This window comes from Streptomyces sp. NPDC055400, assembly GCF_053644375.1.
The window spans coordinates 164,758-191,459 of the sequence record NZ_JBSHLM010000015.1 but is presented as its reverse complement, the minus strand read 5'-3'; the positions used below and the strand labels follow the sequence as shown (position 1 = coordinate 191,459).

Here is a 26,702-nt window from a genome sequence, read left to right as displayed (position 1 = left end):
GACGTCCCGAAGAAAGGTCGCCGGGCGGCTCTGTTCACCGACGCATTACCCTTCGTATGGTTGAAAGCAGGACAGCCCCTCCGCTGTCAGCCCCTGTCGCCCCCTGTCAGGACACCTGCACCCTGAACGGACCCGCCGTGCCCACACCGCCCGCCCCCACTTCCTGGCGCATCGCGCTGCCGCACACCGCTGCCGCGGTGCCGGTCGCGCGCGCTCTGGTGCGCACGGCCCTGACGGAGATCGAGTCGCCCGCCGCCGACAGCGACACGGCGGAGCTGCTCACGGCCGAGCTGGTGGCGAACGCCGTCGAGCACACGGCGGGGTCGGGCCCCATCGAGCTGGTGATCGAGCTGCTGCCGTCGGGCTGTCAGGTCGAGGTGCACGACGGGGACCCCGCGCCGCCCGGCGATCTGACCCTGCCCGGCCCGGACGAGGAGCCGGACCCGTGGCAGGAGCACGGGCGCGGCCTGCTGCTGATCCGCACCCTGAGCGCGTCCTGCGGCCATCGCCCCACCGCGTCCGGCAAGGCGGTCTGGTTCACCCTTCCCGCGATACCGGCGCAGCGGACGAGCCCGGAGCAGTAGCCCCCTCCCCTGCCGGGGGACGTCAGGCCAGCGTGGCGACCATGATCGCCTTGATGGTGTGCAGCCGGTTCTCGGCCTCGTCGAAGACGACCGAGTGCGCCGACTCGAAGACCTCGTCCGTGACCTCCAGCGAGTCCAGGCCGTACGTCTCGTGGATCTCGCGCCCGACCCTGGTGCCCAGGTCGTGGAAGGCGGGCAGGCAGTGCAGGAACTTGACGTCCGCGTTGCCGGTGGCGCGCAGGACGTCCATCGTCACGGCGTACGGCTTGAGAGCCGTTATGCGCTCGGCCCACACCTCCTTGGGCTCACCCATGGAGACCCAGACGTCGGTGGCGACGAAGTCGGCGCCACGGACGCCCTCGGCGACGTCCTCGGTGAGTGTGACGCGGGCGCCGCTCGCCTCGGCGAGCTTGCGGGCCTCGGCGACGATCTCCTCGGCCGGCCAGTACTCGCGCGGCGCCACGATCCGCACGTCCATGCCCAGCAGCGCGCCCGTCACCAGGTACGAGTTGCCCATGTTGAAGCGGGCGTCGCCGAGGTAGGCGAAGGCGATCCGGTCGAGCGGCTTGTCACAGTGCTCGATCATCGTGAGCACGTCGGCGAGCATCTGCGTGGGGTGCCAGTCGTCGGTCAGACCGTTGTAGACCGGCACGCCCGCGTACGCGGCGAGCTCCTCGACGCCGGGCTGGCTGTCCCCGCGGTACTCAATGGCGTCGAACATCCGGCCGAGGACCCGGGCGGTGTCCCGCACGGACTCCTTGTGGCCGATCTGCGAGCCGGACGGGTCCAGGTAGGTCGTGAACGCGCCCTGGTCGGCCGCGGCGACCTCGAAGGCGCAGCGCGTACGCGTGGAGGTCTTCTCGAAGATCAGCGCGATGTTCCGGCCCGCGAGGTGCCGCGCCTCCGTCCCCGCCTTCTTGGCCGCCTTCAGCTCGGCGGCGAGGTCGATCAGGCCGCGGAACTCCTCGGCGGTGAAGTCCACCTCCTTGAGGAAGTGGCGGCCGGTGAGGTCGGGACGGACTGTCGCCATGGGGCGCTCCTGGGGTACGCGTAAAAGGGCTGGGGCATCGGAGATACTGGAAGTCTATACGACGTTCCACATTTCTATACAGGATTCCAGGGTCAGGCCTCCCCACGAGGCCCCTCTACAGGGTCCCTCTCGACCGGGCAGCTCATGCAGCGCGGGCCGCCCCTCCCGCGCCCCAGCTCGCTGCCGAGGATCTCTATGACCTCGATGCCCTGCTTGCGCAGATAGGTGTTCGTCGTGGCGTTGCGCTCGTAGGCGACGACGACGCCCGGCTCCACGGCCAGCACGTTGCACCCGTCGTCCCACTGCTCCCGCTCGGCCGCGTGCACGTCCTGCGTGGCGGTCAGGACCCGGATCTCGCTGAGGCCGAGCGCGGCCGCGACGGCCCGGTGCATGTGCTCGGGCGGATGGTCCGTGACCTTCAGCTCCCGCTCCCCCACACCCGGTTCGATGGTGTACGAGCGCAGCATGCCGAGCCCCGCGTACTGCGTGAACGTGTCGCCGTCGACCATCGTCATCACGGTGTCGAGATGCATGAACGCCCGGCGCTTCGGCATGTCGAGCGCCACGATCGTCTGCGCGGAGCCCGCCGCGAACAGCTTGTGCGCCAGCATCTCGACGGCCTGCGGGGTGGTGCGCTCACTCATCCCGATGAGGACGGCGCCCTGCCCGATCACCAGGACGTCGCCGCCCTCGATCGTGGACGGGTAGTCGGCCTGCCCCTCCGACCACAGGTGGAAGCCCGTGTCGCGGAACAGCGGATGGTGCCGGTAGATCGCCTCGAAGTGGACGGTCTCGCGCTGCCGGGCGGGCCACCGCATCGCGTTGATGGAGACGCCGTCGTAGATCCAGGCCGAGGTGTCGCGGGTGAAGAGGTGGTTGGGCAGCGGGCCGAGCAGGAAGTCGTCGAGGTCCATGGCGTGGAAGCGCACCGACGTCGGCTCGGGGTGCCGGTCGAGGAACTCCCGCTTGGTCATGCCGCCGACCAGCGCCTCGGCCAGGTCCGTGGCCGGCATCGTCTCGAAGGCGGCCCTGAGGTGGTCGATGGCGAGCGGCCCGTACTCCTTCTCGTCGAATACCCGGTCGAGGACGAGGGATCTGGCGTCCCCGATGGCGAGCGTCTCGGTGAGCAGGTCGCCGAAGAGATGCACGGTCACACCGCGGTCGCGCAGCACGTCGGCGAACCCGTCGTGCTCCTGCCGCGCGCGGCGCACCCACAGCACGTCGTCGAAGAGCAGCGCGTCCTTGTTGCTCGGGGTGAGCCGCTTGAGCTCCAGATCGGGGCGGTGCAGGATGACGCGGCGCAGCCGCCCGGCCTCGGAGTCGACGTGGAATCCCATGGATCCATCTTTCCCCGGCCGGACGGCCCGTGCCCGTGCAATCAAGGAGCTGGGTGGCGGCTCACATCCGCGCGCTCACAGCCTCGGGTCGACCGGCTCCGACTCGAGCGCGAGGACCGCGAACACCGCTTCGTGGACGCGCCACAGCGGCTCCCCGTCCGCGAGCCGGTCGAGCGCCTCCAGGCCGAGCGCGTACTCGCGGACGGCGAGCGAGCGCTTGTGCCCGAGGAAGCGGCCGCGCAGGCGTTCCAGGTGGTCGGGGCGCGTGTACTCGGGACCGTAGATGATCCGCAGGTACTCGCGGCCCCGGCACTTGATGCCCGGCTGTACGAGACGGCCCTTGCCGTCGCGCGTGAGCGCCTCGACCGGCTTGACGACCATGCCCTCGCCGCCGCGGCCCGTCATCTCCAGCCACCAGTCGACACCGGCGCTCACCGACGCCTCGTCGCCGGTGTCCACGAAGAGCCGCCGGGTGGTCTGCAGGAGCCCGGACCCGTCGTGCTCGACCATGCGGTCGATGAGGGCGAGCTGCTCGTCGTGCGGCAGCGCGGCCAGCGACCGGCCCTGCACGGCCAGGATCTGGAACGGCGCGAGCCGCACCCCGTCGAGCCCGTCCGTCGTCCAGCAGTAGCGCCGGTAGGCGTCCGTGAACGCGGCCGCGTCTTCGGCCCGTTCACGCTGCCTGCCGAGCAGTTCACCCACGTCGACGCCCCGCGCCGCCGCCGCTTCCAGGCCGGCGATGGCACCCGGGAACACGGCAACGGACGCGGCGCCCACGGCGGCGTACTGCGAGCGCAGCAGGCCCGACGCCTTGAGCGACCAGGGCATCAGCTCCGTGTCGAGCAGCAGCCAGTCCGTGTCGAGTTCGTCCCACAGGCCTGCGTCCGTGACGGCGGCGCGCACCCGGCCGAGGATCTCCTCGGTGACCTGCTCGTCGGCGAAGAAGGACCGTCCGGTACGGGTGTAGAGCGCGCCGGTGGGCCCCTCCAGGACGCCGAAGCGCTCGCGCGCCACGCCCGCGTCCCGGCACACCAGGGCCACGGCGCGCGAGCCCATGTGCTTCTCCTCGCACACGACGCGCCCCACTCCGTCGGCGGCGTACTGGGCGAAGGCCTCGGCGGGGTGCTCCAGGAAGTGTCCATCAGCGGCTCCGCCGCGGGTGTCTTCCCGTGACGTGGCCGTCGGCGCCATCGTCGGCGGCAGGTACGGGACCAGGCGCGGGTCGACGGCGAAGCGGCTCATGACCTCCAGGGCCGCCGCCGCGTTCTCCTCGCGCACGGCGACGCGTCCCGCGTGCCGGGTCTCGACGGCCCGCCGTCCGTGCACGTCGGCGAGGTCGAGCGGCCGCCCGTCCTGCCCGCCGGGCGCCTCGGTCCGCAGCGGCTTCAACGGCTCGTACCAGACCTTCTCGGCGGGTACGTCGACGAGTTCGCGCTCCGGCCAGCGCAGCGCGGTCAGCTTGCCGCCGAACACGGCGCCGGTGTCGACGCAGATGGTGTTGTTGAGCCAGGTGGCCTGCGGGACCGGCGTGTGGCCGTAGACGACGGCCGCGCTGCCCCGGTAGTCCTCGGCCCACGGGTAGCGCACGGGCAGGCCGAACTCGTCGGTCTCGCCGGTCGTGTCCCCGTACAGCGCGTGCGAGCGCACCCGCCCGGACGTGCGGCCGTGGTACTTCTCGGGCAGGCCCGCGTGGCACACCACGAGCTTGCCCCCGTCGAGGACGTAGTGGCTGACGAGGCCGTCGACGAACTCCGCGACTTCCCGCCTGAACTCCTCGCTCTCGCCCGCGAACTGCTCGACGGTCTCGGCGAGGCCGTGCGTGTGCTGGACCTTTCTGCCCTTGAGGTAACGGCCGAACTTGTTCTCGTGGTTCCCGGGCACACACAGCGCGTGGCCCGACTTGACCATCGACATGACGCGGCGCAGGACGCCCGGGGAGTCGGGCCCCCGGTCGACGAGGTCGCCGACGAACACCGCCTTACGGCCGTCGGGGTGCACACCGTCCGCGTAACCGAGCCTGGTGAGCAGCGTCTCCAGCTCAAAGGCGCAGCCGTGGATGTCGCCGATGATGTCGAAGGGGCCCGTGAGGTGCGTGAGGTCGTTGTAGCGCTTCTCGCGTACGACCTCGGCGCTGTCGGCTTCTTCCGCGCCGCGCAGGATGTGGACCTTGCGGAAGCCCTCGCGCTCCAGGTGACGCAGGGAGCGCCGCAGTTCGCGGGTGTGCCGGGAGATGACGCGGCGGTGCATGCCGGCGCGGTCGGCGCGCTCCGCGTTGCGCGCGGCGCAGACCTCCTCGGGGATGTCGAGGACGATGGCGATGGGCAGCACGTCGTACTGCCGCGCCAGGTCGACGAGCTGTTTGCGGCTCTCCTGCTGGACGTTGGTCGCGTCGACGACGGTGAGCCGCCCGGCCGCGAGGCGCTTGCCCGCGATGTAGTGGAGCACGTCGAAGGCGTCGCGGCTGGCGCTCTGGTCGTTCTCGTCGTCGGCGACGAGCCCACGGCAGAAGTCGCTGGAGATGATCTCGGTGGGCTTGAAGTGCCGCCGCGCGAACGTCGACTTGCCGGACCCCGAGGCGCCGACGAGGACGACGAGGGACAGGTCGGTGACGGGGAGCGTACGAGCGTGGGAACCGGGGGTGGTGGTCATGCGGCCTTCGCCTCCTTCGGACTCGGGTCGGTCGAGGTCCGGTCGGTCGGGGTCCGGTCGGTCGGGGTCCGGTCGGTCGGGGTCCGGTCGGTCGGGGTCCGGTCGGTCGGGGTCCGGTCGGTCGAGGTGAAGACGGCCATCTGGGTGGGCGGGCCGACCTCCGGGTCGTCGGGTCCTACGGGCTCGAACTCCACGTCGTAGCCGTGCCGTTCGGCCACCGCGCGCGCCCAGGTGCGGAACTCCTCGCGGGTCCACTCGAAGCGGTGGTCGCCGTGCCGGACGTGCCCGGCGGGCAGGGTCTCCCAGCGGACGTTGTACTCGACGTTCGGCGTCGTCACGAGGACGGTCCTCGGTCGCGCGGAGCCGAACACCGCGTACTCCAGTGCGGGCAGCCGCGGCAGGTCGAGGTGCTCGATGACCTCGCTGAGGACCGCCGCGTCATACCCCTTGAGCCGCTTGTCGGTGTACGCGAGCGAGCCCTGGAGCAGCGTGACGCGGGCGGCCTCGCGCTCGCCCATCCGGTCGGTCTTGAGGCGCCGGGCGGCGATCGTCAGGGCCCGCATCGACACATCGACACCGACGATCTCGGTGAACCGGGTGTCCTTGAGCAGCTCGTGCACCAACTGGCCCTGCCCGCAGCCCAGGTCGAGCACCCGCCCGGCCCCCGCCGCCCTGAGCGCGGCGGTGATGGCGTCGCGCCGCTGAACGGCCAGCGGTACGGGCTGCTCCTCGGTGTCCGTCGCCTCGTCGACCGCGTTGTCGATGGCCTCCACGTCGGTGTCGTCCGCGTCGGCGAGCCGGACCAGTTCCAGTCGCTCCATGGCGCTGCGGGTGAGTGCCCGACGTCGCGCGAGGTAGCGGCTGGTGATCAGCTTCTGCTCGGGGTGCGTGGGCAGCCAGCCCTCACCCGCCCGAAGCAGCTTGTCGACCTCGTCGGCCGAGACCCAGTAGTGCTTGGCGTCGTCGAGCACGGGCAGCAGCACATACAGGTGCCGCAGCGCCTCGGCGAGCCGCAGCTCGCCCTCCAGGACGAGACGCACGTAGCGCGAGTCGCCCCACTCGGGGAACTGCTCGTCGAGCGCCACCGGGTCGGCCGTCACCGTGGTCCAGCCGAGCGGCTCGAAGAGCCGGCGCACCAGCGCGGCCCCGCCGCGGGCGGGCACCGCGGGCACCTCGATGCGCAGCGGCATCGGCTGCCCGGCCCGCTCGGGCATGGCCTTGCACTGTCCGCGCAGGGCGCTGGAGAACACATGGCCGATCGCCACGGCGAGCAGGGACGACGCGGCGTACGGCCGGTCGTTCACATACTGCGCGAGCGCCGCGTCGGGGGCGCCGCCGCGGCCCTTTCCCTTGCCGCGGCGCACGAGCGCGACCGGATCCACCTCAAGGAGCAGCGCCGCGGTGCAGCGCTCCGGGGACGCCTCCGGGTAGAGGACGTGCGCGGTTCCGTGCGAGGTGGAGAACGCCTGCGCGTTGTCGGGGTGCTTGTGCAGCAGAAACCCGAGGTCGGTCGCGGGGCGTTCAGGGGTGCCGGTCGTACTGATCGTCAGGAACACGCGTCCGAGTATGGTCCGCCAGTACCGCCTCCGACCACGCATTTCTCTCCCGGGACGCTGCGGTTCTAAAAGGTCACCAGAAGTGACCGGTGCATGATGGATGAATGGATCTTCGAGTCTTCACAGAACCGCAGCAAGGCGCGACCTACGAGACGCTTCTCCGTGTCGCGAAGGCCGCTGAAGACCTCAATTACGGAGCGTTTTTCCGGTCTGACCATTACTTGCACATGGGTTCCGCCGACGGGCTCCCCGGCCCCACCGATGCCTGGATCACGCTGGCCGGGCTCGCCCGCGAGACCAGGCGGATCCGCCTCGGCACACTGATGACCGCCGGCACCTTCCGCCTCCCCGGCGTCCTCGCGATCCAGGTCGCGCAGGTCGACCAGATGTCGGGGGGCCGCGTGGAGTTGGGCCTCGGCTCCGGCTGGTACGGGGCGGAGCACGAGGCTTACGGCATCCCCTTCCCGAAGGAGAAGTTCGGCCGCCTCGAGGAGCAACTCGCCGTCGTCACGGGCCTGTGGAGCACGCCCGTCGGCGAGCGCTTCAACTTCAACGGCACCTACTACCAGCTGACGGACTCCCCCGCGCTGCCGAAGCCGGCGCAGAGCAAGGTGCCCGTCCTGATCGGCGGGCACGGCGCCAAGCGGACCCCGGCGCTCGCCGGGCAGTATGCCGACGAGTTCAACATCCCCTTCGCGTCGCTCGCCGACACGGAACAGCAGTTCAAGCGGGTCCGTGCGGCGGTTGAGCAGCACGGCCGCAGCGCCGACAGCCTCGTCTACTCCAATGCCCTGGTGGCGTGCGTCGGCAAGACCGACGCCGACGTCAGGCGCCGCGCCGCCACGATCGGCCGTGACGTGGACGAGCTGAAGGCGAACGGGCTCGCCGGGTCGCCGGCCGAGGTCGTCGAGCGGATCGCCGCGTACCAGGCCGTCGGCTCGCAGCGGATGTATCTCCAGATGCTCGACCTGGACGACCTGGACCACTTGGAACTGATCGCCACCGAGGTGATGCCCCAGCTGTCCTAGGACGAGGACACGCGTCAACTCCGCTGGTCCCGGTGCTCCGGCCCCGCCCCCGTCGGGTGAACATCCGTCAACCGGGCACGTGGCCGGGGCCCCGGCCAGTGACCCGTTCACGCGAGTGATCGTTGGCTCGGGCGGAGCCGGACCGCCCGGCACCCGCACCGGCGGCGACTGCCGCTGCCGGGCGACGCTTGCGTCAACCGCCTTCCCCCGCGGGGAGGGCGAGGGCCGAGGAGGCCGCCATGTCCCAGGAAGCCATGTCCGAGCAGGTCGTCCACGAACCGGCCGGGCCGGATCAGGAGGGCGCGCCCAAGGGTCTGCTCCAGCAGATGGAAGAGCTGATGGCCGCGCTCAACGCGGATCTGTCGCAGCTCGACGCCGACCTTCAGCAGTCCACCGGACCCGGCGCCCCGTCCGCCGACGAGGGCCACCGCCTCTGACCCCGCCGGGGGCGCGTCGCACCGATGCCGGTGCGCCCCCCGAAGCCCGCCGCCGCACCAACTGGCGCGCCCTCTATGCCGCCGAGTCAGGCTCCGACTCCGACATGGTGTCGCGGCGCAGCCCGAGCCGGCGGATTATCTCGAGGACCCTGTCCCGTGATTCGTCGGCGGCGTCGATGGCGTCCATGCAGTGCCAGTAGTCCCCCTCCTCCTCCGCCTCGCTTGCTATGCCCACCAGGGCGATCCCCACTTCCCCGAGCAGCGCGGCCAACCCGACCAGTGCCTGGTGCGCCTCGGGCAGCTCCGTGAGCTGCGCCGCCCGTATGCCGCCCGCCCCGATGACCGGGATCGCCGAGCCCGAGCAGCCTCTGCCGCCCGCCTCGCTCAGTCCGCGGGCCTCACCCCTCAGCTCCGGCGGGCCCTCTCTCGCCAACCTGTTCCCCATGGCCTGTGCGAGGGCCTGGGCCTGCCATGCCTCCCGCGTGATGGCCGGCGCGTCCTGGCTCTCCGCCAGGGCCCGTCGGCTCGCCCTGATGAGTCGCACCGCGTCCATGCGCCGCCCCCGTCCCGAACTCCCTGGTCCACTACCCAGAGTGAGGGTCGGAGAGGTGAAAAGCCAGAGGACGACCGAAATCTGTGGACACGGAATCCAATGTTGATAATTTCGTGACTCCATAGAGTGACAAGACCGGTCGTGCGGCCCTTCCAGCCGGTCTCAGCCACCGGTCCCAACCGCCTGTCTCAACCGCGGACCTCAGCCCTCCCCCGGCACCGGAAACCGTTCCTCGTTGCGGTCGATCTTCGCCGACAGGGCCGCCAGCGCGTCGATCCCGAGCACCTCGCACAGCTGCAGCAGATACGCGAGGACATCCGCGACCTCGTCGCGCACCCGGTGCGCCGTGTCCGGGTCCGCCATCACGCCGGCCGACTCCTGAGGGGTCAACCACTGGAAGATCTCCACCAGTTCGGACGCCTCCACGCTCAGCGCGGCCACCAGGTTCTTCGGCGTGTGGTACTGCTCCCAGTTCCTGGCCTCAGCGAACCGCGCCAGCCGGCGCTGCAGTCCCGCCACATCAAGTTCTGTCACGACCCAAGGTCTACCACCGCCGCTCCGTGCTCCCGCGCCGCCCACGTCCCGTCGCCGACCGCACCCGCCAGCCGGATGTGCCCGCGCCCGCACATCCGCACCGCGAGCGCCGTCAGCTCCCGCAGCTGCCGCGGGTCGAGGCTGCGGTCGAGGCCGTCGGCGAGGACGGTGAGCGTCTGGTACGCCTCGGGGACCTCCGCCGCCGGGTCGACCTCGAGCACCCGGGGGCCGGTGAGCAGGACCAGGGCGAGCGCCAGGTACCTCAACTCGCCGTCCCCGAGCCGGTCGACGGGGGTGCGCAGACCGTCGCCGCGGTCGAGCACGGCCCGCACCGTGCCGTTGCCGAGGTCCTCCGACAGGACGTCGACGACGGGTCCCGCGCAGCCGGCCCGGGCGGCGGCGACGAGCAGCGCGTGCCGGATGCCGCACTCGGAGCGCGTACGCCACAGGACGGCGGCGAGGTTGTCGCAGCCGCTCAGCAGGCGGTCGGCGGTGGCCTGGGCGGGACCGCGCATGCGGGCGGGCTGGGGGTCGCAGGAGAAGACGGAGCGCAGGGCGACCACCACTTGTTCGGCGGCGGCGATGACGAGCCGCTGGCCTGGTGTCTTGCCCGCGACGCGCAGCGGCAGGAGCGCCGTGCCGAGCAGGTCGTCCGGCAGGGGCGCGCGGGTCACCGAGGTCGCGCCCGCCGTGTGCCAGGCGGCCTGGACGACGCGGCGCCCTGGGTCGCGCAGCGCGGTCTCCAGGAGGATGCGGCCGTCGCAGGTCAACCGCTCGCCCACGATGCGCAGTTCGGGTTCCGCCTGGATCGCGAGGTCGAGACGGACCGGTCCGACGGGCCCGGTGACGGTGCAGCCGATGCGGAAGCCGCGGCGCCGCTGCGCGTCGGGCCGGGCCCGGTCGGGGACGCAGGCGGCCGGATCGGCGTACACCTCGTCGAGGCCCGCGCCGCCGGCGAGCCGGGCCAGACCCTCATAGGCCTTCAGCGCGCTGGACTTGCCGCTGCCGCTCGGCCCGGCGAAGAGGGTCAGCGGGCCCAGCGGAAAGCTTGCGCCGCGGTGCGCGGCGAAGGCGGAGAGCCGCAGTTCGGTGACGCTCGGCCGGTCCTGGGGGGCCGGGGGTGCGCCCCGCGCGAGCAAGCTCATGTTCGGACGGTAAGCGGGGGCGGGCCGGGCGAACCGTTCCTCCGGGCGGACCTTCCTACGATCGGGGGACCGGTGGTCCCGGCCGGGTGACTATGCCCGGGGAACAGCCCCCGCCACGAAGTCCTGCACCTCGGTGCCGGGAGGGGCGAGCAGGAAGACATTGCGGTCGACGCGGTGCATTCCGCAGCCGAGGCCCATGACCACTCCGCTGCTGAAGTCCAGGACGCGCTTGGCGACATCGGACTCCGCGCCGCTCAGGTCGAGCAGCACGGGGATGCCCGTCATCACGGTCTCGGCGACCTCGCGGGCGTCCGCGAACACATTGATCCGCAGCACGACGAACCGTCGCCGCGCCTCGGTCTCCGCTTCGGGAACGGCCCTGTGGTCGACCGCCGACGGCCATGCGTTACGGCCGCGCAGAGGTACGACCTGGGCGAGCCCTTCCCACTGTTCGTCAGTGACGTCGTGGCTGTTCACTGCCCCCACCCCGTCCGGGCTCGTACTGTTGTCTGCACCCGCCATTCTTACGCCAAGTCACCCGTTCAGCCCAACAGCGACACGGTCCGCATCCGCCGTGGTGGCGGGCGCGGACCGTGCCGGGCGCTTCGATCCGGTGTCAGGCGGCGATCGCGACGGCGTCCACGGCCTTGACGCGCAGGGTCCTGCGGGCCGTGCCCAGACTGGTCACCAGGGTCGCTGCGGCCGCGAGTGCCACGACCGTGAGCCAGATGCCGAGGCCCTGGTCGGGCAGGAGCGAGTCGGTGCGGACCGCGGTGAAGGGCACGATTCCGGCCAGGCCCGCGACCGTGCCGAAGAACACACCCGTCACCGTGAGGACGAGGCTCTCGACCGCGACCGTCCCGAGGACCTGGACCGGCGTGGCACCGGCGAGGCGCTGCCGGCCGAACTCGCGGACCCGATAGGAGGTCTCCGCGTACAGGGTGTTGACGAGCATGACGCAGGCGAAGACGACGATGATGCCGACGACCACGAAGTTGAGGGTCTCCAGGTTCTTGTCCCCGACGGACTTGGCGACGCCGGACGCCTTGATCGCGTCGCTCTCGACGGCCTGCATGTAGAGGGTGGCCGTGGCCATGCCGGTGAAAAGGATCAGCGGCATCAGGACGCCGGAGAGCTGGTCGGCGCGCTGCCGCATGTTCCGTACCGTCAGATAGCCGCTCGCGCCGGCGAGTGCGGTGAGCAGGGGTTCCGTGCGGCCGAGGAAGCCGCGCAGCAGCGCAGGGGAAAGCATCGCGAAGCCTACGGAGAGCAGGATCGCGCCGTAGGCGGGCGCCGCCATGAGGGCCGCGTCGGTGGCCTTCATGGCGAAGGTGCACAGGACACCGGCGGCGCCGGCGGCGAGCGCTCCCCAGGCGGCGAACTTCCGCGCCCTGCCCCGCCCTTTCCGCATCCCTGCGGCGTTCCTCGTGGCGCGCCGCACCGCGAGGAACGCGGCGCCCGCGGAGGCGAGCAGAGTGATGGCGACGCCGGACACGAGGGCGACGGGACCGAAGACGTGGCTGACGCCGCCGGCGACCTGGCCGCTGTCCTTGAACACGTCGAGCAGTGCCTGGCCGCCGAGCATCGCGGGCCCGACGGCGAGCGCCGAACCGGCGAGGGCCACGATCACGGACTCGCCGACGATCATGCGCTTGATCTGAGCGGGGGTGGCGCCGGTGTGGCGCAGGAGGGTGATCTCGCCGGCTCGCTGACGGACGTTGACGGTCAGGGTGGAGGCGACGGCGAAGAACACGAGGAGCGTCCCGTAGCCGCCGACGACACTCGCCGCGGTGGTGAGGCTCTCCGCGCTGACGTGGTCGACGCCGGCGGCGCCCGCCGTGTCGTGCAGCGAGTTGAACGTCATGATGATCGCCGCGCCGAGGAAGGCCGACAGGAGTGTCGCGAGGAGGCGTCCGGGGCGCAGGCGGACGGAGCGCAGGGCGAGTGCGAACATCCCTCACACCCCCGTCAGTGTGCTGTCGCCGAGGTGCGCGAGGCGTTCGGCCACGGCGTCGACGGTGGGTGCGGTCATCTCCCCGGCCAGGCGGCCGTCCGCGAGGAAGAGCACGGAGTCCGCGTACGAGGCGGCGACCGGGTCGTGCGTCACCATGACGACGGTCCTGCCGTGCAGGCGCACGGCTTCCTGGAGCAGGCGCAGGACGTCGCGGGCGCTGCGGGTGTCGAGGGCGCCGGTCGGTTCGTCCGCGAAGATCACGGCGGGTTCGGTGACGAGGGCGCGGGCGATGGCGACGCGCTGACGCTGGCCGCCGGAGAGCTGGTCGGGGCGGTGGCCGAGCCGGTCGCCGAGGCCGACCTGGGTGAGGATGTCCTGGGCGCGGGCCCGGTTGATCCGCCGCCCGGCGAGCCTGAGCGGCAGGGTGGTGTTCTGCGCGACGGTCAGCGTCGGCAGCAGGTTGTACTGCTGGAAGACGAAACCGATCCGGCGGCGGCGGAACTTGGTGAGGGCCGCCTCGGTGCCGCCCGTCATCGCCTCGCCGTCGACCATCACGATGCCGCTGTCGGGCCGGTCGAGTCCGGCCGCGCACTGCAGGAGCGTGGACTTGCCGGAGCCGGAGGGCCCCATCACCGCGGTGAACGTCCCGGTCCGCAGGCTGAGGGTCACGTCGTCGAGTGCGGTGACAGCGTTCTCGGCGCCCTCTTCGGCCCCGTACGTCTTGCTGACCTTGACGAGGCGCAGGGCCTCGCCGCCGTGCCCTGCCGGTCCGCTGCCGCCCGCTCGGCCCGTACGTCGGAACATGGTCTCTCCCCGTCCACCGTCGTCGTCACGGCGCTGTCTGCGCCATGCCTACGACGTTAGGGACGGCGGCGTTCCCGCACATGGGGCGTACAGCCCGGACCTCGGGTGTTGCTACGTACACCCCGCGCTTACGGGTGCCCGGTGGGCCGGGTCAGGTGAGGTCGATGTGCACGTTGGTCGACTTCACGCGGGCGATGGCCTGCATGCCCACTTCGAGGCCGAGTTCCTCGACGGCCTCGCGGGTCAGCAGCGAGACGAGCCGGTGCGGGCCCGCCTGGATCTCGACCTGGGCCGCCACGTCGCCGAGCTTCACACCGGTGACGATGCCGGGGAAGGCGTTGCGCGCGGAGGTGTACGAGGCGTCCTCTCACCTCGTCGAGGGACGCATGGAGAGGCCCCGGCGCCGTCGCGACCGCCGTGCCGCGGCCAAATTGAACACCATGCGTCCGCAGGGCCGCGCCGGCGGTGGCGTGTCTACGCGGAGGCCGGCAGGCCCATCAGCGCCGACGCGGCCTGGAGCGGGGTGAGTTCAGCCCCGGCGGAGCCGCCCGCGGAGACCTCGGTACAGGTGAAGCCGAGCGAGGTCAGGGCCCTGACCACCTCAGCGGAGGTGAAGTCGCGCCGGTCCTGCCGGGTGATGACGGCCCCGACCTGCTTGACGGGGTAGCGGCGCCGCCCGATGACCACGGAGTCGCCGGTCACGGGTTCGGGTTTGACGCCCTTCATCGCGTCCAGCACGTCGCTGCTGAACAGGTCGAAGGGGAATCTGGCGATGACACAGCGCATGAGGGCCTCACAGGGAGAGGGACGGAACGCAGTTGTGGACGATGTCCCGCAGCTGGGTGCGATCGGTGTAGCGGGCGCTGTCGCGCGCGGCGCTCAGCTCGGCGCGGCTCACCGTGCCGGTGCAGCGGCCGTCCTCGTCGCAGAGGAGGAGCCGGCCGGCACGGGAGCTGTCGAGGACGGACAGGGCGACCTCGACGGTCATGTCGGCCCAGACGTGAGGTTCCGACGGCCTCAGGGAGGCTGCCCCCGAAGGCGGGCGGGCCGTCTTGCGCGGATGTGTCTCGACCAGAGTCAAAGTGCCTCCTACGGGATGGCGGGTTGGGGCGGGGCTGCGGGCCGTGGCGTAACAGGTCAGGAGGCCGCGGCGACCGGTGGCACGGACTGCCGGAAGGGTGCCGCGCCCTGCCCCGCGCGCGGCTGGTCGGTGGCGCGCCTCGGATCGGCGGCGCGCCGGGCCTCGGCGGAACGGCTGCGGCGGCCACGGGTGCTCGCCCCGCTGCGCCGAGGGCGTTCCGTCACCGGCGCGGTGATGACGACCGGCACACCGGACGGCGTCCGCGCCCCGGTGATGCGGCTCAACTCGGCTTCTCCCGCCCGGACTTGGGCGATCCGCGGGGTGATTCCGGCGTCGCGCATCAGTCGGCTCATGTCGCGGCGCTGGTTGGGCAGGACGAGGGTGACGACGCTGCCGGACTCCCCGGCACGGGCCGTACGGCCGCCGCGGTGCAGGTAGTCCTTGTGGTCGCTCGGCGGGTCGACGTTGACCACGAGGTCGAGGCTGTCGACGTGGATGCCGCGGGCGGCGACGTTGGTCGCGACCAGGACGGTGACGTGGCCGCTCTTGAACTGGGCGAGCGTGCGACTGCGCTGCGGCTGGGACTTGCCGCCGTGCAGGGCGGCGGCGCGCACACCGACGCCGAGCAGGTCCCGGGTCAGCCGGTCCACGGCGTGCTTGGTGTCGAGGAACATGATGACCCGGCCGTCGCGGGCCGCGATCTCGGTGGTGGCCGCATGCTTGTCGACGGGGTGCACGTGCAGGACGTGGTGTTCCATCGTGGTCACCGCGCCGGCCGACGGGTCGACGGAGTGGACCACGGGGTCGTGCAGATAGCGGCGCACGAGGAGGTCGACGTTGCGGTCGAGCGTGGCGGAGAACAGCATGCGCTGACCCTCCGGCCGCACGTGGTCGAGCAGGGCCGTGACCTGGGACATGAAGCCCATGTCGGCCATCTGGTCGGCCTCGTCGAGCACCGTGACGGCCACCTCGTCGAGCCGGCAGTCGCCTCGGTCGATGAGGTCCTTGAGCCGCCCCGGGGTGGCGACGACGATCTCGACGCCGCCGCGCAGCGCTCCGGCCTGACGTCCGATGGACATGCCGCCGACGACGGTGGCCAGGCGCAGCTTCAGCGACCGCGCGTACGGGGTGAGCGCCTCGGTGACCTGCTGGGCGAGTTCGCGGGTGGGGACGAGGACCAGGGCGAGCGGGCTGCGGGGCTCGGCGCGCCGTCCGGCGGTACGGGCGAGGAGGGCGAGCCCGAACGCGAGGGTCTTGCCGGACCCGGTACGGCCGCGGCCGAGCACGTCACGCCCGGCGAGGGAGTTGGGCAGGGTCGCGGCCTGGATGGGGAACGGCTCGTTCATGCCGAGACTGGTGAGCATCCGAAGGAGCTCGTCCGGCAGGGCGAGCTCCCTGAAGGAAGCGACTGCGGGGAGGCCCGGCCGAACGGTCTTCGGCAGCGCGAACTCCCCGGAGACCACGCTCCGGCTCGTCCGCCCGGCTCGACTCCCTCGATCTGCCCCATACGTACGTTTCATGATCGGCAAAACCTTCCTGGACGCGGCACGAAAATACACGGCACGCGTCAGGGAATTCCCGCGACATTTGAACAGCACAGGGAATCGCAGGAACGAGCCGAATCATTGGATGCCAAAAACATGAACGGCACCCGGAAAAGCAACGAGCTGGGGCCCGCACCCCAAGGTGCGGGCCCCAGCTACGGTCTACGCGTCAGCGACGGCGTCAGGCGGGAACGATGTTCTCGGCCGTCGGGCCCTTCTGGCCCTGACCGATGTCGAAGTTCACCTTCTGGCCTTCCTGCAGCTCACGGAAGCCCTGGGCGGCGATGTTCGAGTAGTGGGCGAAGACGTCGGGGCCGCCGCCGTCCTGCTCGATGAAGCCGAAACCCTTTTCCGCGTTGAACCACTTCACGGTGCCAGCAGCCATGTCATATCTCCTTCGGGGCAGTGCCCGGAGCCCGCACTGTGCGCACTCCTGTCGCCGCGATCATCGCCCCGCCCGGAAAGGACACCGGAAACACAGAAGCGCTCCCGCCGGAAAGAATATCCCGGCGGAGGCACTCGAAGTTTTTGGGAACCACAACTGCAACTAAATCCAACAGTAGCATGCCATCGCGAAATCCCCGCAGAACTCCAATTCCTCAGCCCTGCCACCCGGAAAAACGTCAGCCTCCCGCCCTCAATTTCTGCACTCGCCGGAACAGATATCAGGTAGCGGTCGCCGGTGCGCTCGGTGATGAAGGCGAGCAGGGCGGACGTGAGCGGAGAGATGTCGAGGTGCTGGTGGAGGGCCTCACCGAGGGTGTGCCGCCCACGCCCGGGGCCCTACCGGTCGGGGGACTCGTCGCTCCGGACCACGCACAGCGCCCAGATGACGAAGCCCGAGATCGCGATCAGCACGACCGACCAGACCGGGTAGTACGGGAGGGAGAGGAAGTTGGCGATGATCACGAGTCCGGCGATGACCACGCCGGCGACGCGTGCCCATGTCGCCTTCTGGATCAGCCCGTAGCTGACGATCACGGCGAGTACGCCCAGAATGAGATGGATCCAGCCCCAGCCCGTCAGGTCGAACTTGAAGATGTAGTTGCGCGTGGTGACGAAGATGTCGTCCTTCGCGATCCCCATGATTCCCCGGCAGATGCCGAGCAGACCGACGATCGTGAGCATGATGCCCGCGAAGAGCGTCAACCCGCCTGCCCACGCCTGCTTCGTCGTGTCCGCCTGTTGTGTGTGGGTCGTGGTCATGTCGGTTCCTCGTTTCGCGTCGCCCGGCACATGCTCAGCTTCCTGAGCCGGTGGTCTTGTCGGTACCCGGGCGCTCGGCAGGGCCGTGGCCGCTCAGGACCAGCTCCTTCGCCCTGTTGAACTCCTCGTCCGTGATGTCGCCGCGGGCGCGGATCTCGGACAGCCTGGAGAGCTCGTCCACGGTGTTGGGCCGGTCCGTACCGCCCGCGGTCTTCTTGATGTAGCTGTCGAAGGCCCTCTGCTGCTCCCGGGCCTGCGCGATCTCCCGGCGGCCCATGTTCTTGCCGCGGGCGATCATGTAGACGAAGACTCCCAGGAAGGGCAGGAGGACGGTGAACGCCAGCCAGCCGGCTTTCGCCCAGCCGCCCAGGTCGTCGTCACGGAAGATGTCCCCGATGATGCGGAACAGCAGGACGAACCACATGATCCACAGGAAGAACCAGAGCATGCTCCAGAAGACGCTCAGCAGGGGATAGTCGTACGCCAGGACCGTCTGCGCGTTCATGTCTCTTCTCCGTCCCGAGCGCTCACCGGCCGCGTTTGCGAGCCGTATTCAGCGTGCTCACGGCCGGGGCCGCGTGGCCTCACCCGACGCGGGTGAGCCTGTGGACGGCCCGGCATCCGCCGATGGACGTGCTCCTGCGACAGGACGTGCGTACGGGTGGGCACGCTTCTGCGCCAGGACGTGCGTACGGGTGGGGCCCGGTGTCAGGCCGTCGTCGAGGGGCCGGGCTGGTCCGTGACGCCGGCCTTTCGAAGCGCGGCCCGCCAGGCGAGGGCGACCGCCGCCTCGGCCAGACCGAGCAGGACGAGCCACAGTCCGAGCAGCCGGGTCAGGGCTTGTGCCGACTCGGCAGGCAGGGCCAGCACCACGATCCCGGCGACGATGCCGAGCACCGCGACGCCCAGGAGCACGCCGCGGTGCGGGAGGCCCTTGGAGGCGATGGCGGTGTAGAGGGTGAGCACGCCGGACACGAGCCAGACGACGCCGACGATCAGGGAGAGCGCGGTGATGGTCTGCAGCGGGTTCCGCAGGCACAGCACCCCGGCCAGAAGGAACAGCACGGCGAGGAGCAGCCCCGACAGCCGTTCGCCGTGCCCGTCCCGTGCGAAGACGGCGACGAACCGGAACACCCCCGTGACCAGCAGGTACAGGCCGATGAGGACCGCGAGGACATGCAGTGTCTCCTTCGGCCAGACCAGGATCAGGACGCCTGGCACCAGCGTCACGACCGCCGAGCCCATGATCCAGGTCCATGAACGGCCGAGTCGCGCCAGTACGTCCGCGGCGTCGTCGGCCGGGCGGGGGGCGTCCCCGTCGGCGGGAGGTTCCGGTTCGGTGTGCGGCGCCGGACCACGCGGCATGGTCATGGCTCCTCCTCGCGCGGATCGAGCGGGCCGTTCCCGGACGCCGAAGGGGCCGTACGCGGGGACCTGACAGCCCCAGCGTCCCGCGCGCCGCAGGCCGCCGGGTCACCCACGGCGGGTGATCCGTGAGCACGGCCATGACGGTGTGGAAGGGCGGGAGACCGCCTTCCTCGAGTTCTCCGCGTTCGGTGGATCAGCCGCCGGTTCACCGCGTTCGGGCGCATCAGCCGGCCGGATCCTCCGGCAGCTGCCGCATCTCCAGGACCCGCTGTCCCAGAGACTGGAGTCGGGCCAGCAGACCGTACAGGTGCGCGTCGTCCACGACGCGACCGAACAGGATCGTCTGGCCGGACATCATCACGTGGCCCAGCTCCGGAAAGGCTTTGGTCAGCGTTTCCGACATGTGTCCCTCGACGCGGAACTCGCAGCGCATGGGCTTTTCTCCCGCCGGCGGTGTGGGGCAGGTGGGCGACATCCCCTCCTGCGAGCCTCCGCCTCGACGCCCGGCCGGGCCTCACCCGGTACAGGTGACCTGCCGCGCCCGACGCACGACGACCCGGCTCCCACCCGGCCGGCGACGCCCGTTCACACGAGTCCGAGCTCGCGCGCGCGGCGCACCGCCTCGTTGCGCCGGTTCACCCCCAGCTTCCGGTAGACGCTCTTGAGGTGGGTCTTCACCGTGTTCACCGACACGTAGAGGTCGGCGGCGATCTCCTCGGTCGACATCATCAGGGCCAGCCGCTCCAGCACGTCCCGCTCGCGTCCGCTCAGCTCCCCGGCAACGAGCTGTGGGGGCCGCGCGTCGGTCGTGGCCGGTTCACCTCGGCGCGACGGAGCCGGCGTCAGCCAGTCCGCGGCCAGCTCCTGGAGGGGCGCGGCCGACAGCAGAGGCCGGATCCACGGCCGGGCATCGAGGAACGGTCTGCGAAGCCGCTCGCGCCGGGCGCCGAGCAGTGCCTGCGCGACGAGCCGGCGGGCCGTGGCGTCGTCTCCCGCCCCCTGTGCGGCCTGAGCCCTGACCAGCGCTGCCCGCACGGTCACGCCCGGCCCGGTCCGGCCCCCGGTGTCGATGCTGTCGAGCAGACCGACGGCCTCTTCCGGGCGACCTGCGGCGAGCAGCATCCGCGCGGCTTCCACCGCACACACCGGCTGTTCGCCGGACACACCCTGGAGCACCTCGGCCGCCCTCTCCAGCCGTCCTCCGGCGACATGCGCGGCGGAGGCGGCCAGCGCCTCATGGTCCGCCGCCCAGGGGGACGCGACAGCGACAGGAACGCCTGGGTCCGCCGCCTCGACGGCGGCAGTGGCGTTTCCCTGGACCAGCAGGAGACGCGCCCTGGTCATGGCCCGTCCCGCGGCGATCACCGGATCGTGTGTCGCGGAGGGGAGCCGGGCCGTCTCGTCGAGGAGCGTCTGCGCACGGCCCAGCTCGTCGCGGTCGACGGCCACGGCGGCCAGCACCAGCAGCCCGATGCCGGTACCGGTGCCGGCAGCGCGAGTCCGGGGCAGACAGAACCCCTCCGCCTCGGAGGCACCGGCCAGGGCCTTGCGTTCCGCCCTGCCGTTCCAGCCGTTCAGGTAGTCGATCAGTGCCAGGTGCCCCAGCGACTCCTCACGGGGCAGCACGGTGGACGCTCCGCCATGAGTGCCTGCCACAGTGGTCAGGGCAGCACGCGCGTCCTCGAAGCGCCCGGCCCACAGGCGCGTGGAGCCGAGGTGGGTCAGAAGGAGCGCGGTGAACTCGGGATGCCTGTCGAGCAGGTGCTCCGGGACCGCCCGCCGGAGGCGGCCGGCCGCCTCCGCGGCCTCCTCGGCCAGCTCGGGAGAACCGGTCAGCCGGGCGGCCAGCGCCTCGAGCAGCGCACAGCTCAGCTGCGCGGCCGCTCCGTCGGACCGGTCGGCGGCAAGCCGCTCCTCGGCACGGTGCAGGTGGGAGAGGCCACGCTCGATGTCGCACCGGGACAGCTCGCGGGCCGCCCGGACGAGATCCGTCGCGGCACCGGTGGCATCGGGGTCCATCCCGGAGAACAACTGGTCGACGTCGCCCGAGCGCAGGCCGGTGAAGAGCTGTCCGATCGCCAGGTCGCCGACGAGGGCACCGGCGGTGAGACCCCAGTCGCCCGAGGCGGCGCCGTGAGTGAGTGTCTCCAGGAGGGACCCGGAGCGGCGCAGCCACTGCGCGGCACGTCGGTGGAGCTCGGGCTCGAGGCCCGGCAGGCGGACCCGCAGATGGGCCCGGAGTATCTCCCCGAACAGCGGGTGGAGCCGGTGCAGCGAGTGCCCGAGGTCCTCGACGAACGCGTTCGCGCGGTGCAGCTCGGCGAGCAGGGGCTCCGCGTCGGTCCGCCCGGTCAGCGCGTTCGCCAGATCAGGGCTGAAACGCTGCAGGACGCTGACGCGCAGCAGGAGATCCTGTGTCTCCTCCGGCTGCCGTTTGAGCACCTCGGCCAGCAGGAAGTCCGCGACCGTACTCCGGTCCGCCTCGAACTCCTTCAGGTAGAGCTCGGGGTCCGTGCTCTCGCGCGCGGCCAGGGCGCAGAGGCACAGGCCGGCTGCCCAGCCCCGGGTGCGGTCCACCAGGGCGCGCGCGGCGTGGACCGAAACGTGCAGACCGTGCAGTTCGAGCAGCGGGACAGCCTCCTCGGGGGTGAAGGCCAGCTCCGCGCCGCGCAGCTCCGTCAGCTCGCCGGCCGCCCGGTAACGGTGCAACGGCAGCAGGGGTTCGGTGCGGGTGACGAGGACCAGACGCATGCCCTGCCCGGTGTGGTGCAGGACGAATTCCAGCTGCTCGGCGACCTCCGGGTTGGTCACGCGGTCGAACTCGTCGACCACGAGGATCACGGGCTGCTGACGTGCGTCCAGATCGGCGGCGAGCGCCGCCAGCAGCTTGCGGTCCACGCGGGCCGCCTCCATCGGGACCCCGACCGCGCCGGAGACCGGCGCACCGCACGCGCGCAGAGCCTCGATCACGTACGCCCAGAACACACCGGGCTGCCGGTCCTCGTCCTCAGCGGTGAGCCAGGCGACCGGCTGCGGCAGGCCGGCGGCCCAGTCGGCGGCCAGCAGGGTCTTGCCCGCGCCGGCCGCGCCGTTGACCAGTGTCAACCGCGTCCGAAGAGCCTTGTCGAGGTGCCGGTCGAGCCGCCGCCGCCGCAGGTACGTGGCGGGTCGCGCCGGCAAGGCGATCCGCGTGCGGAGAAACGAGTCCCCCAGAGGGTCCAGTGACGGAACAGCCGGACCGGCCGGTCCTGGAGCATGCTCGTGGAATTCCGCCACGGCACTCACCATCGCTGCCCGTCAGGGGTCGAATCACGGGCCCTCTCCCCGCCAGGATCCCAGCCTTTCCGGCCATGCGCGCGGGGGCGGAGTTGTCGACGGGGAGCCCCGCGCTGAACACCTCAAGGGAACATGCAGGCAGTTGCCCCATTCAGCGAGATCGAAGACCGCGGCTGGCATCTCCTGCCGGCACGCGAAAGGCTGGAGCGGTTGAGAGGGCGCCGTATTCAGCGCATCGGCCTGTCGGCAACCGTCGGGAATCCACAGCAACTGCTCACCTGGCTCCGGGGCGCGGGAGCCGATCGGCGTTACGGGCCGGGTCGTGGCTGCGGGCACGCGACGTCACGGTCTTCCTGTCGCACGCCTTGCTGTCGACGGATGAGCGAGCCAGATCCGACCAGGCATTCACCGAGGCACGCGACTGCGTCATTGTGGCCACCTCAACCCTGGAACTCCGCATCGACGTGGGCGACTTGGACCGCGTCATCCAGATCGACGCGCCTGGCACCGTAGCCTCGTTCCTCCAACGCGTCGGCCGCACGGGGCGCCGGCAGGAAGCATCCGCACCTGCCTGTTCCTGACCACGCAAAAGGCCACCCTGTCGCACGCCGCGGGGCTCCGTCTCCTCTGGAGCCGCGGCTGGGTCGAGCCGGTCGTCCCCGGCCAGGAACGCGGGCGTCGTGCACCTCGGCCGACTGAGCACGGCGGCGTCGCGGCTCCCGTGACATGCCTGTGGCGGGGTTCTAGCCTGGAGGTATGCAGGGTGATCTGATCACGCTGTGCCTCGCCGGCGACGTGATGCTCGGGCGGGGCGTCGACCAGATACTTCCGCACCCCGGTGATCCGGCACTGGCGGAGACGTACGTCCGGGACGCCCGCTCCTATGTCGAGCTGGCGGAGGCCTCGAACGGGCCGATTCCCCGCCCGGTCGGTTTCTCCTGGCCCTGGGGTGACACGCTGCGGCTCCTCGACCGGGCCTCTTCCGACGCCGTGGTGCTCAATCTGGAGACCAGCGTCACGCGGAGCGACGACTTCGCACCCGGCAAGGCCGTCCACTACCGCATGCATCCCGCCAATCTGCCCTGCCTCACCGCCGCCCGCCCCGACGTCTGTGTCCTGGCGAACAACCACGTCCTCGACTTCGGCCGCCGCGGGCTCGCGGAGACCCTCGACGCGCTGGCGGGCGCCGGTATCGCCTCGGCGGGTGCGGGACACGACGCGGACGCGGCCCGTCGGCCGGCGATCGTCCCTGTCAAGGGCGGCCGGCGGATCCTGGTCCACTCCTTCGGCATGCCGTCCAGCGGAATCCCGCCGAGCTGGGCCGCCGCGGCGGACCGGAGTGGGATCGACTACGTGGCCGAGGCCTCGGACGCCGCAGCGGCTGCGGTGGTCACCCGGATCCGGCAGGTGAAACGACCGGGTGACATCGTCGTCACCTCGATCCACTGGGGTTCCAACTGGGGCTACACCGTCCCCCGCGACCAGGTCCGCTTCGCACACGCACTCGTCGACGGAGGCGCGGACGTCGTCCACGGGCATTCCTCGCACCATCCCCGGCCGCTCGAGCTGTATCGGGGAAAGCTCATCGCCTACGGCTGCGGCGACCTGGTCAACGACTACGAGGGCATCTCCGGCTACGAGAACTACCGCGACGACCTGCGGCTGCTCTACTCCCCCTCGCTGGAGCCCTGCACCGGCAGACTCCGCGAACTGCGCATCACGCCCTTCCAGACCCGGCGGATGCGGCTTCGGAGGGCGTCGGCGAAGGACTGCCAGTGGCTTCAGGACCTCCTGGGCCGGATCAGCCGCGGCTTCGGCTCGCGCATCGCGTACGACCCGGACGGCGTCCTCACCCTCGGCGCCGACGGGTCGCCCGTCCACAACGGCGCCCGGCCGTCATGAGCGCGTGAGGGACGACGGCGTCCGGCTCACCGTCCGGCCCAGCGTGGCCGCGGCCCGGGCGAACTTCGCAGCGTCGACGACGGCAGCACCGCCCAGGTCGTTGTTGAAGTACACGTACACGTCGTCCCGGTCCTGCCAGGCGCCGGCGATGCGACCGGCCCAGGACTTCAACGCCTGCCGGCCATAGCGGGGCGGCGGCTGGGCGATGCCGCCGTGGAAGCGCACGTAACCCCAGGACGCGGTACGCCACAGCGGCGTCACCGGCCGTGATCCCCGGTCCGCCCAGCACAGCGCGCTGCCGTGCCGCTCAAGTACCGTCCGAAGCTCCCGCCCCGCGTCCCACCAAGAGGGGTGCCGCGGTTCAACGGCCACCCGGACCGTGCTTGAAAAGCAGCTCAGGCACGCATCCAGCGCTCCGACGTCCTCCCGGAGGTGGGGCGGCAATTGCAGCAGTACGGGCCCCAGCCGGTCACCAAGGCCCTCGGCACGGTCCAGCAGACGGTGCACCGGCTCCTCGGGGTCGTGCAGCCGCTTCATATGGGTCAGATAGCGGCTGGCCTTGACCGCCATGACGAACCCCTCAGGCGTCCGCTCCCGCCAAGACCCGAAGATCTCCTTCGTCGGAAGCCGGTAGAAGGCGTTGTTGTTCTCGACGGTCGCGAATCGCCGGGCGTACTCCTCCAGCCACAGCCGCTGCGGCAGGCCGGTCGGGTAGAGAGCGCCGCGCCAGTCCTCGTACTGCCACCCCGAGGTTCCGACGAGCATGGGCATGCACGGCCCCTACCCGCGAGAAATAGGGATATCCATACCGAAACAGGCTGAAATCGCCAAATGACCCTGTACGGAGGGATTCTGGAAACTGCTGGACTCGGAGGGACCGGAGCCTGAGGAGGCACGTCATGACACACACCGAAGAGTGGAAGGTCGGCGTCTACCTGACCGAGGAGGACGGCGTCACCAAAGCACGGGCAGTGCTCGGCGACGGGAAGACGCAGATGGTCGGACGAGGCAAGGCGCGCTGCAATCCCCAGGACGTGGACATCCCCGCGATAGGGGACGAGCTCGCGGCGAGCCGGGCGATGCGCGACCTGGCCGGTCAGCTGATGCACGCCGCCGACCGGGACCTGGCGGCGGTGGGCGCCGTACCCGATCCGCCGCGCACCGCCTACGGCTGGCCGGATGACGCGGGCCTGGCCAGGTAGGCTGCGGCGCCGCCGCGGCTGAGCGTCGTACCGTTCCGGCACGCACGATTCCGCGGCACCGGCAACGGGACTCCACCCGCGTGCGTCAGACGTGCGTCAGACATGCGTCAGGATTTCGCCGTGACGCATGCGGCGCACATCACCGCACACCTGATAAAGATGCAGGTCAGGCGTCCTTCTTCACCGGTTCCAGAATGGCCACGCACTCCACGTGATGCGTCATCGGGAACAGGTCGAACGCCCGCAGCATCCGGACCTTGTAGCCGCTGTCGCGGAAGTACGCCAAGTCCCGCGCCAGCGCCGCCGGGTCGCACGCCACGTACGCGATGCGGCGCGCACCGAGCGACGCCAAGTGCTCCACCGTCTTCTTGCCCGCACCCGCGCGAGGCGGGTCCAGGACGATCAGGTCCACCTCGGTGATGCCCGTGCGCGGGAGGACCGATTCGACCTTGCCCTGTTCGATGCGGACGCGGTCGAACGCGGCCAGGTTGTGGCGGGCGTCCTCGACCGCGCGCTTGCCCGACTCGATGCCGAGCACCGCGCCCTGGTCGCCGATGCGGTCCGCGATCGCGCCGGCGAAGAGGCCGACGCCGCAGTACAGGTCGAGCGCCATCTCGCCCTTGCGGGGCAGCAGTCCCTGCATGACCGCCTTGACCAGCGTGTCCGCCGCCTGCGGATGCACCTGCCAGAAGCCGCCGCTGCCGACGCGGTGCGTGCGGCCGTCGGCGCGCTCGCGTACGAACCCGCGGCCGTGGACCCGGTGGATGCCGCCGTCCTTCTCGTCGACGCGCAGCACGGAGACCGGCTTGTCGAGTTCGACGAGGGGCAGGCGCGCGCCGGGGCGCGGGGTCAGGATGACCTGGCGGTCCTGGGAGCCCGTCGCCGCGATCGCCTCGATGGACTCCATGCCCGTCCAGTCGCGCTTCTCGATGCCGAGCTCGGAGACGCCCGGCGCCGCGATCATGCAGTGCTCGACCGGCTCGACCTCGTGCGAGCGGTGGCGGCGCAGGCCCGCCTTCCCGGTGTCGGGGTCGACCGCGTACTGCACCCGCGTGCGCCACTGCGGGACCTCGCCCGCCGGGAGCTTGTCGCCCTCGGCCGGCATGACCGTGCCGTCCCAGCCGGCCTCCTCGGGCGTGAGGCCCGCGAGGCGCTGGAGCTGCTCGGCGATGACCTCGCCCTTGAGGCGGCGCTGCGCGCCCGGCTTGGCGTGCTGCCAGTCGCAGCCGCCGCAGCGGCCGGGACCGGCGTACGGGCAGGGTGCCTCGACGCGGTCCTTGGACGCCTCGATGACGGTGACCGCGTCGGCGCGCAGGAAGCGGGCGCCTTCCTCGCCGTCCGTGACGCGGGCCACGACCTTCTCGCCGGGCAGCGCGTGCCGGACGAACAGGACCTGCCCCTCGTCCGTGCGGGCGATGCAGTGGCCTCCGTGGGCGACGGGGCCGATCTCGACCTCGTACTCCTCCCCGACCAGCGACTTCTTCGGTTCTGCCTGCATGGCGGGGGACTCCA

The 26,702-nt window shown here is 71.2% G+C and carries 26 protein-coding genes and 2 pseudogenes; 6 read left to right on the top strand and 22 right to left on the bottom strand.

All coding sequences use genetic code 11. The features are described 5' to 3' along the window. The first annotated feature begins 56 nt into the window (after positions 1-56). Positions 57-584 (top strand): ATP-binding protein, encoded by a 528-nt coding sequence (locus ACWIGU_RS33800; protein ID WP_454405477.1) that lies wholly within the window; start codon positions 57-59, stop codon positions 582-584. Between the two features lie 22 nt (positions 585-606). On the opposite strand, the gene argF is transcribed toward ACWIGU_RS33800, so the two are convergent. The 4 genes from argF to ACWIGU_RS33780 all read right to left on the bottom strand — a co-directional run bounded on the left by argF (position 607) and on the right by ACWIGU_RS33780 (position 7,156). Further along, positions 607-1,614: an ornithine carbamoyltransferase gene (gene argF / locus ACWIGU_RS33795; protein ID WP_454405476.1), complete on the bottom strand. Its 1,008-nt coding sequence runs from the start codon at positions 1,612-1,614 to the stop codon at positions 607-609. Positions 1,615-1,706: 92 nt separating this feature from the next. Continuing rightward, positions 1,707-2,951, bottom strand: coding sequence for an arginine deiminase (locus ACWIGU_RS33790; protein ID WP_454405475.1), 1,245 nt, complete (start codon positions 2,949-2,951; stop codon positions 1,707-1,709). A 75-nt stretch (positions 2,952-3,026) separates the two neighbouring features. Further along, positions 3,027-5,600 carry a polynucleotide kinase-phosphatase gene (locus ACWIGU_RS33785; protein ID WP_454405474.1) on the bottom strand — a complete coding sequence of 858 codons (2,574 nt, stop codon included), beginning with the start codon at positions 5,598-5,600 and terminating at the stop codon, positions 3,027-3,029. After that, positions 5,597-7,156 carry a 3' terminal RNA ribose 2'-O-methyltransferase Hen1 gene (locus ACWIGU_RS33780; RefSeq protein ID WP_454405473.1) on the bottom strand — a complete coding sequence of 520 codons (1,560 nt, stop codon included), beginning with the start codon at positions 7,154-7,156 and terminating at the stop codon, positions 5,597-5,599. Before ACWIGU_RS33780 ends, ACWIGU_RS33785 begins: the two co-directional genes overlap by 4 nt. A gap of 104 nt (positions 7,157-7,260) precedes the next feature. On the opposite strand from ACWIGU_RS33780, the gene ACWIGU_RS33775 reads away from it, so the two are divergent. Beyond that, a complete protein-coding gene (locus ACWIGU_RS33775) occupies positions 7,261-8,184 on the top strand; it encodes an LLM class F420-dependent oxidoreductase (RefSeq protein WP_454405472.1) in 924 nt (307 codons plus the stop codon). A gap of 239 nt (positions 8,185-8,423) precedes the next feature. Then, the gene (locus ACWIGU_RS33770) at positions 8,424-8,621 is read left to right on the top strand and encodes a hypothetical protein (RefSeq protein WP_100591218.1); all 198 of its coding nucleotides are present in this window, start codon (positions 8,424-8,426) and stop codon (positions 8,619-8,621) included. Between the two features lie 73 nt (positions 8,622-8,694). Here ACWIGU_RS33770 and ACWIGU_RS33765 read toward each other — a convergent pair whose 3' ends face one another. The 16 genes and pseudogenes from ACWIGU_RS33765 to ACWIGU_RS33690 all read right to left on the bottom strand — a co-directional run bounded on the left by ACWIGU_RS33765 (position 8,695) and on the right by ACWIGU_RS33690 (position 22,098). Beyond that, positions 8,695-9,174, bottom strand: coding sequence for a DUF6099 family protein (locus ACWIGU_RS33765; protein WP_454405471.1), 480 nt, complete (start codon positions 9,172-9,174; stop codon positions 8,695-8,697). A gap of 201 nt (positions 9,175-9,375) precedes the next feature. Next, a complete protein-coding gene (locus ACWIGU_RS33760; protein ID WP_454405470.1) occupies positions 9,376-9,708 on the bottom strand; it encodes a nucleotide pyrophosphohydrolase in 333 nt (110 codons plus the stop codon). After that, entirely contained in the window at positions 9,705-10,853 is a 1,149-nt protein-coding gene (locus ACWIGU_RS33755) for an AAA family ATPase (RefSeq protein ID WP_454405469.1), read from the bottom strand. The genes ACWIGU_RS33760 and ACWIGU_RS33755 overlap by 4 nt, the downstream gene beginning before the upstream one ends. Positions 10,854-10,943: 90 nt before the next feature. After that, complete coding sequence (locus tag ACWIGU_RS33750; protein WP_356281670.1) at positions 10,944-11,330, bottom strand: cell division protein SepF; 387 nt, start codon at positions 11,328-11,330, stop codon at positions 10,944-10,946. Between the two features lie 139 nt (positions 11,331-11,469). Continuing rightward, a complete protein-coding gene (locus ACWIGU_RS33745; RefSeq protein WP_454405468.1) occupies positions 11,470-12,807 on the bottom strand; it encodes an FtsX-like permease family protein in 1,338 nt (445 codons plus the stop codon). 3 nt (positions 12,808-12,810) lie between these two features. After that, positions 12,811-13,611 carry an ABC transporter ATP-binding protein gene (locus ACWIGU_RS33740; RefSeq protein ID WP_454405467.1) on the bottom strand — a complete coding sequence of 267 codons (801 nt, stop codon included), beginning with the start codon at positions 13,609-13,611 and terminating at the stop codon, positions 12,811-12,813. Between the two features lie 151 nt (positions 13,612-13,762). Further along, positions 13,763-13,978, bottom strand: a pseudogene (locus ACWIGU_RS33735) (TOBE domain-containing protein); the annotation flags it as partial. Positions 13,979-14,085: 107 nt separating this feature from the next. Further along, positions 14,086-14,397, bottom strand: a complete 312-nt coding sequence (locus ACWIGU_RS33730) for an SCO5918 family protein (protein WP_454405466.1) — start codon at positions 14,395-14,397, stop codon at positions 14,086-14,088. A gap of 7 nt (positions 14,398-14,404) precedes the next feature. After that, entirely contained in the window at positions 14,405-14,599 is a 195-nt protein-coding gene (locus ACWIGU_RS33725; RefSeq protein WP_454405465.1) for a hypothetical protein, read from the bottom strand. Positions 14,600-14,748: 149 nt separating this feature from the next. Continuing rightward, positions 14,749-16,212 (bottom strand): DEAD/DEAH box helicase, encoded by a 1,464-nt coding sequence (locus ACWIGU_RS33720; RefSeq protein ID WP_454405464.1) that lies wholly within the window; start codon positions 16,210-16,212, stop codon positions 14,749-14,751. A 205-nt stretch (positions 16,213-16,417) separates the two neighbouring features. Further along, the gene (locus ACWIGU_RS33715; RefSeq protein WP_266558953.1) at positions 16,418-16,621 is read right to left on the bottom strand and encodes a cold-shock protein; all 204 of its coding nucleotides are present in this window, start codon (positions 16,619-16,621) and stop codon (positions 16,418-16,420) included. 398 nt (positions 16,622-17,019) lie between these two features. Next, positions 17,020-17,442: a DUF7144 family membrane protein gene (locus tag ACWIGU_RS33710; RefSeq protein ID WP_454405463.1), complete on the bottom strand. Its 423-nt coding sequence runs from the start codon at positions 17,440-17,442 to the stop codon at positions 17,020-17,022. A gap of 34 nt (positions 17,443-17,476) precedes the next feature. Further along, positions 17,477-17,947, bottom strand: coding sequence for an SHOCT domain-containing protein (locus tag ACWIGU_RS33705; protein WP_454405462.1), 471 nt, complete (start codon positions 17,945-17,947; stop codon positions 17,477-17,479). Between the two features lie 203 nt (positions 17,948-18,150). Beyond that, complete coding sequence (locus ACWIGU_RS33700) at positions 18,151-18,813, bottom strand: HdeD family acid-resistance protein (protein WP_454405461.1); 663 nt, start codon at positions 18,811-18,813, stop codon at positions 18,151-18,153. A gap of 220 nt (positions 18,814-19,033) precedes the next feature. Continuing rightward, positions 19,034-19,243 (bottom strand): hypothetical protein, encoded by a 210-nt coding sequence (locus tag ACWIGU_RS33695; RefSeq protein ID WP_356281640.1) that lies wholly within the window; start codon positions 19,241-19,243, stop codon positions 19,034-19,036. A gap of 152 nt (positions 19,244-19,395) precedes the next feature. Continuing rightward, positions 19,396-22,098 (bottom strand): LuxR C-terminal-related transcriptional regulator, encoded by a 2,703-nt coding sequence (locus ACWIGU_RS33690; protein WP_454405460.1) that lies wholly within the window; start codon positions 22,096-22,098, stop codon positions 19,396-19,398. A 150-nt stretch (positions 22,099-22,248) separates the two neighbouring features. Here ACWIGU_RS33690 and ACWIGU_RS33685 point away from each other — a divergent pair. Further along, a pseudogene (locus ACWIGU_RS33685) lies at positions 22,249-22,756 on the top strand (helicase-related protein); the annotation flags it as partial. 86 nt (positions 22,757-22,842) lie between these two features. Beyond that, the gene (locus ACWIGU_RS33680) at positions 22,843-23,988 is read left to right on the top strand and encodes a CapA family protein (RefSeq protein ID WP_454405459.1); all 1,146 of its coding nucleotides are present in this window, start codon (positions 22,843-22,845) and stop codon (positions 23,986-23,988) included. On the opposite strand, the gene ACWIGU_RS33675 is transcribed toward ACWIGU_RS33680, so the two are convergent. After that, positions 23,983-24,759 (bottom strand): DUF72 domain-containing protein, encoded by a 777-nt coding sequence (locus ACWIGU_RS33675; protein WP_454405457.1) that lies wholly within the window; start codon positions 24,757-24,759, stop codon positions 23,983-23,985. The genes ACWIGU_RS33680 and ACWIGU_RS33675 overlap by 6 nt on opposite strands. Positions 24,760-24,887: 128 nt before the next feature. On the opposite strand from ACWIGU_RS33675, the gene ACWIGU_RS33670 reads away from it, so the two are divergent. Further along, a complete protein-coding gene (locus ACWIGU_RS33670; protein WP_454405456.1) occupies positions 24,888-25,190 on the top strand; it encodes a DUF1876 domain-containing protein in 303 nt (100 codons plus the stop codon). 166 nt (positions 25,191-25,356) lie between these two features. Here ACWIGU_RS33670 and ACWIGU_RS33665 read toward each other — a convergent pair whose 3' ends face one another. After that, positions 25,357-26,688, bottom strand: a complete 1,332-nt coding sequence (locus ACWIGU_RS33665) for a class I SAM-dependent RNA methyltransferase (RefSeq protein WP_454405455.1) — start codon at positions 26,686-26,688, stop codon at positions 25,357-25,359. Between the last annotated feature and the right edge of the window lie 14 nt (positions 26,689-26,702).